Here is a 12,614-nt window from a genome sequence, read left to right as displayed (position 1 = left end):
CAGCCGCTGGGCCGCTGGGCGCATCATCGGGGCGCGCTCAGCGAGATGAATCGGTTCACTGCATCAGCAAAGTTCTCGTGGGCCACCTGTGCGACGTAGCCGTCCGGCCTGATCAGCACCTGGGTCGGCAAGGTGACTCCGTAGGCAGTGGCCACGTGCTGAGCCGAAGCACCAGTGAGCGAGATGGTGTGCAGTCGCGCGCCAGCGGCCGGCCAGGCGACTCCCCCGACCGCCTCGACCGCCGCCTCGCCGAGCGCCAGGAGGGTGAAATGCGGCCCGCGCAGGTGATCGATGAGGCGCTGGGGGCCTTCGCTCGGATCGACCCAGCTGACATTCGACGCTCGGTCTCCCGGTCGCACGCCAGGGCTGTCGTCGCTCACGTCCAGCGCGAGCGGTCCACCACGGTAGGTGAGGGAGAGCTGCCGCTCCTCGTCGCCTCGCTTCAGTGCCGCCGACGGGTGGGCGCGTGTGTCGTCGTAAAGCCTGACGGCCAGCCCGAGCACGCCGGCCGCCACCGGCTGCCGCTCAGCCTCGTAGCTGTCGAGCAGACCATCAGGCGCACCGGCAATGACCTGCGCGAGCTTCCAGCCGAGGTTGTAGGCGTCCTGCACCCCCGTGTTGAGGCCCTGGGCCCCGGTGGGCGGATGGACGTGGGCGGCGTCGCCGATCAGGAAGACCCGCTCACTGCGGTAGCGCTGGGCCAGTCGGACGTTGGGCCGCCACACGGACGACCATCGGACCTCCGCGATCTGCACCGAGCGGGTGCCGCGGCGAGCGCGGATGGCCCTCGTGAGCGCATCCGAGGTCATCTCAGCGGGCTCACCGGGCTTGAGCTTGAGCATCAACTGGAAGAGCTCACCACCGGGCATCGGACACAGCGCCATGAAGTGGCCGTTGAGCCCCGGCCAGATGTGCCAGAGGTCTCGGGAGAGCCCGGACATCACCAGGTCTGCCACGATCATCCGGTCGGTCTCGTCTGTCGTCCCCTCGAACGGTATGGCTGCCGACCTGCGGACCGCGCTCGAGCCCCCGTCGGCGCCGACGAGGTAGTCAGCTGAGCACTGCTCGACTCCGTCGGGCCCTTCCAGGGTCGCCGTGACAGTCCCGTCGGTCTGAGCCAGGCCGGTGAGACGAGTCTCGAACTCGACGGAACCGCCGAGCTGCTCGAGCCGCCGGAGAAGTGCGGCGTCCGTGTCGTACTGACCGGACAGAAGAGTGTTGGGATACGGGACGTCTTCCGTGGCCCGGTGCAGCGAGATCATCCTGCGCTTGATGACCGCGGGGCCGAGATGTATTCCGAGCTTGGGGTAGGTCGTGGCATGGGCTGCGACATCTTCCAGTACGGCCAGGTCGTCGAGAACTTCCAGAGTGCGCGGTTGCACCCCCTTGGCACGGGACCCCGGGAAGACCCCGGTAGCCGCGCTGATGATGCGGACATCGACGCCACGGCGGCGCAGGTCGCAGGCGAGAGTCAGCCCCGCCGGACCAGCGCCCACGACGAGCACAGAAGTGGAGGAATGGGTGGACATGGGTCACACCTCCGACACGTGCGGGCCGACGAGTGGGCATGCCGGCGAGGCCCGCTCACCACCGGCGCCAATAATGACCACACTGTATCCCTTATTGGCATGGCTGGCCAGCCGGCCAAGCCCGGGCGGCATACTGACGAGATGCCGACTGCCTCTCCTGATGCGCGCTCGACCTCTGACAGAGGGCCTGGCCGCCCCCCGGTACCCCTGGAGCGGATCGTCTCGGCCGCGCTGCGGATCGTCGATGAAGAGGGCGCAGAGGCCCTGACCCTGCGGTCCCTCGCTGCTCGACTCAAAGGGAGCACAGCGACCTTGTACCGGCACTTCTCCGATCGCGCAGCGCTCATCCGCGCGGTGGTCGACCAGGTCTTTGGAGAGGTGGAGCTCGACGAGACCCTCCTGACGCAGGCCACGTGGGACGTCAGTCTGCGACACGTCGCCGAAGCCATGTTTGCAACGCTGCAGGCGCACAGGAACGTCGCCCCACTGCTCCTGGCAGACTTCCCGTCCGGCCCCCACGCAGTCGGACTCCGTGAGCGCACGCTCGAGGTCCTCCAGCAGCGTGGCTTCGAGCCGGACGAAGCTCTTCTCACGTACGCCACCTTGGCCAGGCACGTCCTCGGGTTCGGCATGCAGGTTCCGCGACAGGCGTCTCTCGCCGGTCCAGGCGGCGCCGCGAGCAGCGTGGACCCCACTACCGCGCGAGGGAGCACGGCCCGACCCCCGGGCTCGATCGACCTGGTGGAGGAATTCCGCTACGGGCTCACGCTGATGATCGAGGGCCTGAGCAACAGACACGAGTCACCGCGATCCAACCATGATGATCAGGCTCTGTGACGGCCGCGCGAGCCTTCCTCGCCACGGGCACATCAGCCAGGGCGTTCGAGCCCGATGAAGTAGCTCGCCCCCGCTCCGCGTGTGGTGCGTGCGTGCACGCCCAGCCGGCAACAGCTTGGCGGGGCAGGGATGAAGCGGCGATGAGACGCTCACGAGCAGCGCGTCCGAAGTCGTCGCCGGCATCAACCGTGCGCTGGCGATCTGGTCACGAACACCGCGGAAGGCTCCCATCCTTGCCTTGGCTCGCCGTGGGCCTCGCGGCGGCCACCTTCGCTGCCCCAGCGGTCCCGGGGCCCGACCAGCCGGGCCCCGGGACCGTGCGATTCAGCGGCTGTGACGCGACCGAGCGGACTTGATGCGGACCGGCTTGGAGGTCGCCGTGCCCTTGGCGCCGTCCCGCGTCCGCAGGCCGGTCACCCGCACGCGGATACGGTCGCCCTTGTCGCGGACCGTGGGGCGGTAGACACGTCCCACGGCCTTGCGGATCGGGTCGCCGTTACGCAACCAACGGTAGGTGAACTCGACTCCACGGCCCCACGTACCCGGGTTCGCACGGAGCCGACCGCCGACCCGGGCGACCCCGGAGATGGAGGGCCGTTCCCGAGCGGTCAGGGTCGGGGCGAGTGCCTTCACCTGGGCCGCGAACGGTCGCACCACGATCTGGTCCAGGACTGGTGCCATGTCGTCACGGAGCACCAGACCGGGCCAGCCCGGGCCCCACACGTTCGAGGCGTAGGTCTCCTGGTCCCAGTTGGGCTCCTCCTCGGAACGGAACTCGATGGCGTTTGCGCCCTTCGCGAGGTCGAGGACCACGGTCCGCTCCCAGAACTGGTTCTCGTGGAACGTCGGCACGAACATGGTGCCCGGAGCCACCAGCTCCCCGTTGACCGAGATGTCGGCGTGACGCGCGACCGGGTTCGGGTTGTAGTGAGTCGCCGGCACCTGCTCCGGGTTGGAGAATCGAATGGTCACCGCGTGAGGGCCTGCCTTGGCCGCGCGCACGTCGAAGGTGACCGTGTTTCCGTTGCCCGGCGCTCCGCCGATCTGGTCCACGGCCTTGCCCCCCGCGGCGAGCGAGAGGTCGACGACCTCCGTGTCGCCGGCCAGGGTGGCGCTCTCCGCCTGGTACGTCGTCCCGGGGAGGACGGTGGAGTCAGGGGTGACGACGATCCGGTCCAGTGCCACTGCGGTACCGGAGACGACGACCTTGTTCACGCCACCGGACAAGGTGACCGTGCCGGTGCGCTTGTTGAGCAGGACAGGGCGGCCGTTGACCTGCAGCGTCGGCGTGCCGCTGGCGCTGTCGACCAGGACCTTCGCCGGCGCGTCGTCCTTGGAGTAGACCCAGAACGTGACGTCCTTGCCCTCGTCCAGGGTGGCGCCACCGGGTCCGGAGACCGAGCCGTCGCCGCCGTAGAAGGCTGTGGCGCCGTCGAGCTGGGCATACTCAGCCTCGTAGACCGAGCTCGTCGCGGAGGGGTCCGCCTTGGACAGGACCATCCGGTCGACGATGGCGTCGCCCACGGTGCTCTTCGTTCCGTCCAGGCTCTGAGCGGCGACGGTGATGGTGTGGTCGCCGGCCGTCAGGTCGACGGTGGTGTCCGTGTGGTCCCACACGACCCACTTGTAGCCCAGGGGGAGGAACAGCTCCTGCTCCTGGTCACCGTCCACGGACAGGAACACGTTGGTCGGACCGCTGTCGGCGACGCGGAAGAACGTGTTCAGGGTGCTCGTGAACAGCTGCAGGTCGTAGGTGCCATCCTCGGGCACGTCGACGCTGAAGTTGAGCTTGACGTCCGAGTCGGTGCGCAGACCGCCGACGTTGCGGAAATTGGAGGTGTAGAACCCGCCGACGTTGTTCGGATTGCCCTCGGGGCCGTTGTTGGACCATCCGCTCCCGGTGTGCCCGGCGTCCTCTGCCTCGTAGGTCTGCTGCCAGGTGGTCGGGGCGACCTCCGTGGTGGGCGACGCTCCCACGGGGGTCAGCGTGATCTGGTAGGCGGAGGACTCCACGAGGTCGGGCAGGTCGCCGCCGAAGTCGAGGGACACGGAGCCGCCCTGGACCGGGAGGACGATGTCGGCCACGTGACGGGGCTGCGTGGAGTCACCGAGCTGCCCGGTCCACGGGATCTCCTCGATGTTGGCGCGGACCTGTCCGCCCAGGGCGTCGGGGACGTTGTCGAAGGCGACGAAAGCGTCGCCGGACTTGCCGCCGATGATGGCCTTGGCCATGGTGCGGTCCGAGTCGTACGTCGCGGTGCCCTGCAGCGTGTAGCTGACGTCCGGCTGCGGCGGTGAGACCGAAACGGTGTGCCCGGTCATGCGGGTGTAGGCGTTGTAGAGCCACCACTGGCCGTTGCCGCGATTGGTCTTCACGGCCGAGTCGGTGAGGTTGCCGTTCAAGTTCCAGAAGGCGATCATGCCGTCGGCCTTCTTCTCCTCCAGCGCGGAGATCCATTGGATCATCTGGCCGGGGACCGACGTGTGGTAGTTGAACGCGTACTCGTCGATGTTGATGGGCAGGTCGGATTCGGTGCCGAGGACGTCGTCCTCCCAGCCACGGAACCGGTCGATGTTGCGTCGGACGGACGCGGGGTCGCTCAGTTCGTGCCACGTGACGATGTCGGGGACCGTGCCCTGCTCCTTGGTGTGGACCAGGAAGCCGCGCACCTGGTTGAACAGGACGCTGGTGTTGGGGCCCGCGATCGGGATGTCGGGGTTGTGCTCCCGGATCATCCGGTAGGCCTTGTCCCACGCAGCGAAGTAGTCAGTCGGGTCATTGAGCCAGCTGACGCCGTTCAGGCTCCACTGGCCGGTGCCGAACATGTTGCCCTCGGGCTCGTTGAACGGCTCGATGACGATGCTGTCGACGAGGTCGGGCTTGGTGGCGAGCAATGCGTCGATCTGGTCCAGCTGTATCTGCAGCTTGGAGAAGTAGTCGTCGAGCTTCTCCTGCGGAGTGTTGCCTGGCCACTGGTAGGGGAAGCCTCGGTAGTAGTCAGTGGGTCGGATGTAGACCTTGCCGCCGGTGGTGCGGGCCAGTGGCTCGAGGATCTCCAGGGCGTCCGACCCGGGGTGCTGACCGCCGTCCTGGGCCTTCGTGGCGGTGGTTTGGAGACCGAATCCCTCGACGAGGTTGTCGGTGGGCAGGCCGTCGTCGTAGAGGCCGTAGAGGCTACCGGCGGCTCCGCCGGTGAAGTCGCCGGTGTCGGAGCCGAGGTCGATGGTCATCTCGCCCTCGCGGGTCACGATGACCGTGGTCGTGACGGGCTGGCCGCCGGCCGTACCGTCGACGACGAAGTCGCCCCGGTGGTCGTACTGGTCAGGGGTGACCTCGTCCCACTCGACGGGGACGTCACGGTCGAAGGAGTCGGTGAACTCCGATCGGACGCTGGTGGGGAGCTGGGGAGCCACGCCGATGGTGGTGCGGCGCTCGAACTCGGTCTCGACCAGGGTGGTGGCAGTCGGGACGGTACCGGGGATCAGCGCAGCGACCTGGTCGGCGTCGAGTGCTGCGTCGTAGATGACGAAGTCGTCGACCGTGGCGGGCAGGAGGGAGTCCGGGTAGAAGGAGCGCCCGATCCAGCCCGCGGTGCTGCCTCCGGCAAGCTCCTGTGCGGTGATGGTCGTGGCGGTCGTGCCGACGCGCGCACCGTCGAGGTACAGGGTCATGGTGTCGTCGGTCGCGTCGAGGACGACGGTGACGGTGTGTTCCTGAGACGCGGGAAGTGAGTCGTAGGCGTTCACGCGTCTCTCGCCGCCAGCCCCATTGACCGTGATGACGTTGCGCATGCTCCCGTCGCCGGAGCGGGGGGTGACGAACAAGGATCTGCTGGTCCCGCTGCCCAGATCGAAGAGCCGTTCCCAGGAGCGCTCGTCGTCGTTCCAGGTCAGGCGCATGGACACTGTCATGTCAGCGGCGCCGCCGAGCGCGCCGGCCGGAAGACGTACGGAGGTGCCCGAGGCAGGTGCTCCGCCGGAGAACCGTAGGGCGTCGCCAGTCGAGGTGGCGGTGCCGGGGTTGAGGAGGGTCGCGTTGAGGCCGTTGCCGCTCGAGTCGGCGATGACTCCGGTGGATGGGTCGTCGCTGAACTCGTAGTGGACGACGGGGTCGGGGACGGAGGCGGCTGCGGCTGTGGCCTCGGCGGCCTGAGTGGGAGCCGCGGTGGGCAGTGCCATCGAGGCGGCTGCGACCGTGGCCACTACTGCCAGGCGTGGCAGCCGGTTGGACATCGGAGGGTTCCTCATTGCAGGTGCTCTCTCTTCTGTGGGTACTTCTCTTCGGGTACTTCTGGGGGGCTTGCTCGGGCTTCGATCGGGTCCCGTCCGGGTGTGGCTCGAGCACTGCCCGGGTGAGGCAGGGATCGTTATGTGAGCGTTCACATCGAAGGTCATAGACAGCCGGCTACGAACGCGTGCCACCTGGTCAACGAGCATCCCGTCCCGGCGCCAGCTGCGGACCGACGGAGGTGACCTACACCCGGTCCCGGGTGGCAGCGCGCGTCCGGTGTTGATGGACCTCGGAGCCTTCTCGCCGCTGGTGGTCGGCTGCGAGCATCAGGTAGACCGCGGCTGTCCAGGTGTAGGCGCGGTCACGCTGTCCCTCTCCGGTGCGCGCATTGAAGTTCTCCGCGAAACCGGACGCCTCGCAGAGGTGTCGGAAGCGTGCGCTCACCTGGTCGGCAAGATCGCTCTCCCCGCAACGCCGGAGTCCGTCCTCGACCAGCGCCGTCGATGGCGCCCAGATGGGGCCGCGCCAGTATCCGTCGTCCTCGTAGAGCGGCGACCCGACGGGCTCCGTGGCCAGCCCCCACGGTGTGAGGTGCTCGGTCACGTCCGTGACGAGCACGTCCCGAGAGGCCACGGGGAGCCGGTCGCCCAGGACCAGGGGCAGGGTGTTGAGCAGGCTCGAACCGCTGCTGGCGCGACCGTCGCGCACACCACGCGCGACGAACCCGTCCCCTGTCCAGAGCTTATCTGTGAGGGCGCGGAGCATGTCGTCGCGTTCCCGCGCCCACTGGCCGCTCGGGCGTCCGAGTTCGTCGGCGAGCCCGGCGAGGACGTCGAGCTGGACGACGAGGAACGCCGCGAGGTCCGGGGACTCGACTACCCGTTCGCGATCGAACGTCGTGGAGTTGTCCCAACCGCTGTCGTTGCCGTGCTGGTAGTGGGGTATCCGCCACCCGGGGACGCGGCGGTGCTCCAGCCAGAAGTTGGTCCACGCTGCGAGCCGGTCGTGCAGGGAGCTGAGCTCTTCGTGGGTCAGGGTGCGGGCGGCCGTGGCCCGCAGTCTGGCTAGGGCCCAGCCGTGGATCGGTGGTTTGACGTAGTTGTAGAGCACTTCGGACTGGGTCACGGAGTCCGGTAGGGCGCCGCTCCCGTCCTGGTGGTCGAACGGCACCAGGAACTGGTCGAGTGCTTCGTCGGGCAGCCCGGGTGCGAGCGCCAGCGCGTTGAAGCAGTGGTCCCAGCTCCACACCTTGTCCATCCAGTGCTTCGACATCAGGACCGATTCGCGGGTGAGGTAGCCGCTGGGGGCCACGGTTGCCGACCAGAGGACGTAGGCGGCCAGGTCGACAGCGGGTGTGCCTTCGTCCCGCCACGGGGCGATCGTGTCGAGGTAGGTCCCGAACGCGGCGGCGCTGGCGGACACAACATCGTCGAAGGGTCGTTCCGCCCGGTACGGGGCACGGTGGGACGTGAGTTCCTCGATGGATGCCTCCCAGGGTCCGCCGCACCCGCCCAGGAGGACCGACCGGGGCGTCTCACCGAGCACACCTGAACCAGTCACCTCGCAGGAACCCTCCAGGAGCGTGACCCGGTACCGGCGTCCGGTCTCGTAGGACGTGAACACCGGTGCGTCGTCGACGGGGTCGTCGAACAAATAGGTACCGGTGAACGGGGTGAGGGTGCCGGCGGCGTCGCTGATCCGCAGCACCGTCTTACCGTCGCCGCGCAGTCGGATCGTCTCGGCGCCGTCGAACGCGGCGCGGATCGTAGGCCCACCTTCATCGCGGTAGACCCACCTGAACTCGGCCGGGTCGGCGTCCCATCGCAGGTCGACGGACCGACCCGCGACCTCCGGCCGGAGAGCGAGCACGGCGTGCATGCCGTTCACGTGCGACACCAGGTGGATGGTGTCGGAGATCGAGCAAGTCCCGGTGACCGGGGAGAGGCTGGTCCACGATCCACGATGAGAGAAGGGCACCTGTCGAACATTCAACGGCGGCAGCGTGCTCGCTTCCGGTCGCGTCGTGATCCGCTTCTGAGAGGAGCGTATGCACGAAGCATCCATGGGCTGAGGGGTACGTGCTGCCCAGCTGGTGGGGATCACGACGCGTCAGTCCTTGACCGCGCCGGCGGTGAGGCCCGCGGCGACGAAACGTTGGGCCACGACGAGGAGGACGGCGGTCGGGATGGACGCCAGCACAGCGGTCGCCATGAGCTGGCCCCACTCCTGGTTCTGCGACCCGATGTAGTCGTAGAGACCCATGGTGATCGGCCGGAGATCCCCTCCCCCCCTGTTCAGGGTCGAGGTGAACAGGAAGTCCGACCAAGCCCACAGGAATGCGAAGAGGCCGACCGTGACCGCAGCGTTGCGGGACAGGGGCAGGACGACGGTGAAGAACGTCCTGGTATGGGACGCACCGTCGATCTGGGCTGCCTCGAGAAGCTCCTTGGGGATGCCGCTCATGAAGGCCGAGAAGAGCATCACGGCGAACGGGACAGCGATGGTCGAGTCGGCCAGTATCAGCCCCGGCAACGTGTCCAGGACGCCGAGGTCGGTGTAGACGGCGTAGAAACCCAGCGCCATGACGACAGCCGGGATCATCTGGGCAACGATCAACAGGAAGCTCAGCGCACGCTTGCCACGGGTCAGCAGTTTCCCCAGTGCGTATCCGGCGGGGGCAGAGATGATCAGCGTGAGGACGACCGTTCCCAAGCCGATGATCACGCTGGTCCCCAGGTAGGGGAGCTGGTCGCCGAGCACGGTTCGGTAGTTGTCGAGGGTGAAGGCGCGGGGGTAGAGGCTGGCCTCACGGATGGCGCTGCGTTCAGTGAGCGAGACGTTCACCATCCAGTAGAGCGGGAACAGCATGAGGCCGGTCAGGACGAGCCCGAGGACCGTCTTCCAGAAACCTCGCCCACGCGGGCGGGCGGCCGCAGCCTTGGTCGGACCACCGGTTCGGCCGGGACGACCGAGCCGGCGGGGAGCCGAGCTTCGCGTAGTGCCGGTCGATTCCGGCAGGGCCTGCATGGCCATGACTCAGGCCTCCTGACGGCGCTGGACAGCGAGGTAGACGAATCCCATCGCGACTGCGATGAGGAGCAGGACGGTGCCGACCACCGAGGCTTCGGAGTAGCGGATGATGGCCGAGGAACCCTTTCCGAAGGCCATCGAGTACGCCCAGGTGGCGAGGGTCTGCGACGACCCTGAGCCCGTGGTCATGATCCAGATGATGTCGACGACCTTGAGCGTGTAGACGAAGCCGAGGAGCAGGGTGATGGCCGTGACGGGCCGCAGGAGCGGGAAAGTGATCGACCAGAACTGGCGCCAGGGGCTGGCGCCGTCCACGGACGCCGCCTCGTACAGGTCAGTCGGGATGTTCTGCAGGCCGGAGTACAGGATGACCAGATTGAACGGGATACCGAGCCAGATGTTGGCGATGATGACTGCCCACAGGGCGTTGTCGGCGTTGAGCCACCACACCGAGTCGATGCCGATGACCCCGAGGAGACCGTTGATGACTCCCGAGTCGGCGTCCATCATCCACTGCCAGGTCGTGCCGGAGACGATGATCGGTAGCAGCCAGGGGACCAGGAAGAGGCCTCGCAGGACCCCCGAGAGGGGGAAGTGGCGCTGGAAGAACACGGCCAGGGTCAGGCCGATCGTGTACTGGAAGACCAGAGAGATGACGACGAACAGACCCGTCTGGACGATGGTGGGCGCGAAGGTAGCGGAGCCGATCACCTCGCGGTAGATGTCAGTGCCCACGAAGGGCGCCTCACCGGTGACGTAGGTGGCACGGGTGAAGCGGTGCAGGCTCATCGAGACGTTCTCAACGAGCGGGTACAGGTAGAAGAGGACCATGTAGACCGCGAGCGGAGCGATGAAGCCGAGCCCTGCCAGCGTGGGACGGGAGATCCGTGGGCGACGGGGCCGCTTCGGGCTCGTCGTGTCGCTACCGGCGGCCTCGGCTGTGCGGGCCTCGGGCGCGGGCGGGCGCCGGACGAGGCCTTGCACGTCCTCGGTCTGGTGGACCATGGCTGGTCACCCTCTCCTGGTTCTCGACCTCGCGGCCGTCTCGATCGATCTTTCGGGGGTCTCACGCCGGTCCGGCGCCCGATGCGGCCGCCGGACCGGCGAGATGATGGATCATTGGCCGACGGACTGGCCGGCCTCCTCGAACGCCTGCGCGACGGCGTCCTCGTCACCGGCTGCGTTGAGGGCGGCCTGCTCGGCTGCGGAGAGCGCACCCGAGGTGGCGGTGTAGTCGGCGCCGAGGTCGCTGGTGCGGCCCTGGGCGTTGTTGATGGCGTCGGTCCACGGGGTCCAGACGGCGTCGGCGTCGATCTGCGTCTGGCGCTCCTCACCGTTGGCGGCGAAGTACCCCAGCTGGTCGTCGGTCTCGACCTGATTGCCGTTGCCGACCAGGCAGTCGATGATCTCGTTGGCCGCGTCGTAGCGGGCCTGCGCGTTGCTCTGGTGGATCGGCGCGACCGCGAACTCTCCGCCGGTGGGGACCGGTGCGGCGCCGCCGTCCTTGGCCGGGATGGGCATCATGACGGCGTCGAAATCCAGGTCGGCGGCAGACTTGGCGAACCAGGAGCCGTTCACGGCGAAGCCGTAGTCGCCGGTCAGGAACAGGTCCCAGGAGGCGGACTGGTTGTCGCTGATGGCCGACTTCGGCGCATAGCCGTCACCGATCCAGTCCGACAGGAGCTGCCCGGCCTCGACGGCCTCGGACGACCCCGGGTCGGTGAGGGAGGCGCCCGCACCCCAGAACCAGGGCAGGAACTGGAAAGTGCCCTCCTCGCCGGCGATACCGGCGAAGGTGATGCCGGAGTTGCCGTTGTCGGTGACCGCGGCGAGCGCGTCGTTGAGGCTGGCCCAGTCGGTGATCGAAGCCGGGTCGACACCGGCGGCCTTCAGCACGTCGACGTTGTAGTACAACCCGAGCGTGTTCGCTCCGATCGGGACGCCATAGGTCTTGCCGTCGATGAGGCCGGGGCCGGCGAGGTTCTCGTCGGCGTCACCGATCTCGAAGTCGACGTCGTCGGAGGAGGCCAGGAGGCCGGACGCGGCCGCGTCCGGCACGGCCGGGTTGTCGAGGAGCACGACGTCCGGGGCGTTGTCCTCGCGGACGGCGCTGGTGAGGCTGTTGAGCAGGTCGCCGTTGGGTGCCGTGGTCCGCTCGAGGGTGGTGCCCTCCGGCGCGCAGCCCTCGACGTACTTCGCCCAGTCGGAGCTGTCGTCGTACTGGGGGTAGGGATCCCAGAAGCTCACGGTGGTCAGCGGCTCACCCGAGTCGCCGTTGGCCGACCCGCTGCCGTCGCCACCGCACGCGGCCAGGCCGACGATCGCCAGGACGGCGGTCGCGGCGAGGCCCGTACGACGGGTGCGCTTGGTGTTCATTGTTCCTCCTCGTGGGACCGGCAGGGGCCGGTGTCTCTGTCTGCTGCCGCGCTGTCCGGGTGGACGGTGGGCGCCTTGTGGGGTCGGCGGTGAGGAACCCGAGTGCCCCTCAGCCGTGTCTGTGTCGGTCACCACCGGTGTCCCATCGGTGACCGTGGTCCGCGTTTCTGGTGTTGGCCTTGCTGTGCTGGCCGACTGTCGCGGCGTTCCCGTGCGCGCCGTGTGAGCCTGTGAGCAGCTGCGACCGATGGTCCGGCCGCTCTGTGCCACGCCTGGTCGGCCGATCTCGGGCCGGACCACCGTTGCGCCTTGCCTGTTGTGCGGGCGTCAGGGTGACGAAGGACGGCCGTTCTGTTCGGCCGTTCGGCCGGGTAAACGTTCTGGCCGGTATTCAGTTCGCCGGACGGTTGCCCGTCGGCCTGCGGGCGGGGCCGGCTCGGTCGCCGCGTCCTGCTCGCCTGACTTCACTGTCGAACCGATTCGATGCAGTCGAAACGATTCGTCGAATCGGTTCGCTTAATGTAACCACGATCACATCTACTATCAAGCGGTTACTAAGGATTTGGCCGAGAACCTTGCATGACCTGCGGCGATCGAGAAGCAAGCGCCGT

7 protein-coding genes are annotated in these 12,614 nt (G+C 67.9%); 1 reads left to right on the top strand and 6 read right to left on the bottom strand.

Going from position 1 to position 12,614, the window contains the following annotated elements; translation table 11 throughout:
* Window positions 1–23: 23 nt before the first annotated feature.
* A complete protein-coding gene (locus M8330_RS13880; RefSeq protein WP_250827814.1) occupies window positions 24–1,529 on the bottom strand; it encodes an FAD-dependent monooxygenase in 1,506 nt (501 codons plus the stop codon).
* A gap of 99 nt (window positions 1,530–1,628) precedes the next feature.
* On the opposite strand from M8330_RS13880, the gene M8330_RS13875 reads away from it, so the two are divergent.
* Window positions 1,629–2,366: a TetR/AcrR family transcriptional regulator gene (locus tag M8330_RS13875; RefSeq protein ID WP_250827813.1), complete on the top strand. Its 738-nt coding sequence runs from the start codon at window positions 1,629–1,631 to the stop codon at window positions 2,364–2,366.
* 324 nt (window positions 2,367–2,690) lie between these two features.
* Here the strand turns inward: M8330_RS13875 and M8330_RS13870 are convergent, their stop codons facing one another.
* The 5 genes from M8330_RS13870 to M8330_RS13850 all read right to left on the bottom strand — a co-directional run bounded on the left by M8330_RS13870 (window position 2,691) and on the right by M8330_RS13850 (window position 12,003).
* On the bottom strand, window positions 2,691–6,599 hold the full coding sequence (locus M8330_RS13870; protein WP_250827812.1) for a LamG-like jellyroll fold domain-containing protein: 3,909 nt from the start codon (window positions 6,597–6,599) through the stop codon (window positions 2,691–2,693).
* A 241-nt stretch (window positions 6,600–6,840) separates the two neighbouring features.
* Window positions 6,841–8,493, bottom strand: a complete 1,653-nt coding sequence (locus M8330_RS13865) for an amylo-alpha-1,6-glucosidase (protein WP_250827811.1) — start codon at window positions 8,491–8,493, stop codon at window positions 6,841–6,843.
* Window positions 8,494–8,706: 213 nt separating this feature from the next.
* A complete protein-coding gene (locus M8330_RS13860) occupies window positions 8,707–9,630 on the bottom strand; it encodes a carbohydrate ABC transporter permease (RefSeq protein WP_250827810.1) in 924 nt (307 codons plus the stop codon).
* Window positions 9,631–9,633: 3 nt separating this feature from the next.
* Window positions 9,634–10,632, bottom strand: a complete 999-nt coding sequence (locus tag M8330_RS13855) for a carbohydrate ABC transporter permease (RefSeq protein ID WP_250056228.1) — start codon at window positions 10,630–10,632, stop codon at window positions 9,634–9,636.
* A gap of 111 nt (window positions 10,633–10,743) precedes the next feature.
* The gene (locus M8330_RS13850; RefSeq protein WP_250827809.1) at window positions 10,744–12,003 is read right to left on the bottom strand and encodes a sugar ABC transporter substrate-binding protein; all 1,260 of its coding nucleotides are present in this window, start codon (window positions 12,001–12,003) and stop codon (window positions 10,744–10,746) included.
* Window positions 12,004–12,614: the final 611 nt, after the last annotated feature.

The sequence above is a fragment of the Nocardioides bruguierae genome (assembly GCF_023656415.1).
GTDB lineage: Bacteria > Actinomycetota > Actinomycetes > Propionibacteriales > Nocardioidaceae > Nocardioides > Nocardioides bruguierae.
This window is presented reverse-complemented; position numbering and strand designations above follow the sequence as displayed.

Excerpts from the sequence above, each read along its gene's own strand:
- M8330_RS13875 (WP_250827813.1), top strand. The coding sequence starts at position 1,629 with ATGGCTGGCCAGCCGGCCAAGCCCGGGCGGCATACTGACGAGATGCCG.
- M8330_RS13860 (WP_250827810.1), bottom strand. The coding sequence starts at position 9,630 with ATGGCCATGCAGGCCCTGCCGGAATCGACCGGCACTACGCGAAGCTCG.
- M8330_RS13880 (WP_250827814.1), bottom strand. The coding sequence starts at position 1,529 with ATGTCCACCCATTCCTCCACTTCTGTGCTCGTCGTGGGCGCTGGTCCG.
- M8330_RS13870 (WP_250827812.1), bottom strand. The coding sequence starts at position 6,599 with ATGTCCAACCGGCTGCCACGCCTGGCAGTAGTGGCCACGGTCGCAGCC.
- M8330_RS13855 (WP_250056228.1), bottom strand. The coding sequence starts at position 10,632 with ATGGTCCACCAGACCGAGGACGTGCAAGGCCTCGTCCGGCGCCCGCCC.
- M8330_RS13850 (WP_250827809.1), bottom strand. The coding sequence starts at position 12,003 with ATGAACACCAAGCGCACCCGTCGTACGGGCCTCGCCGCGACCGCCGTC.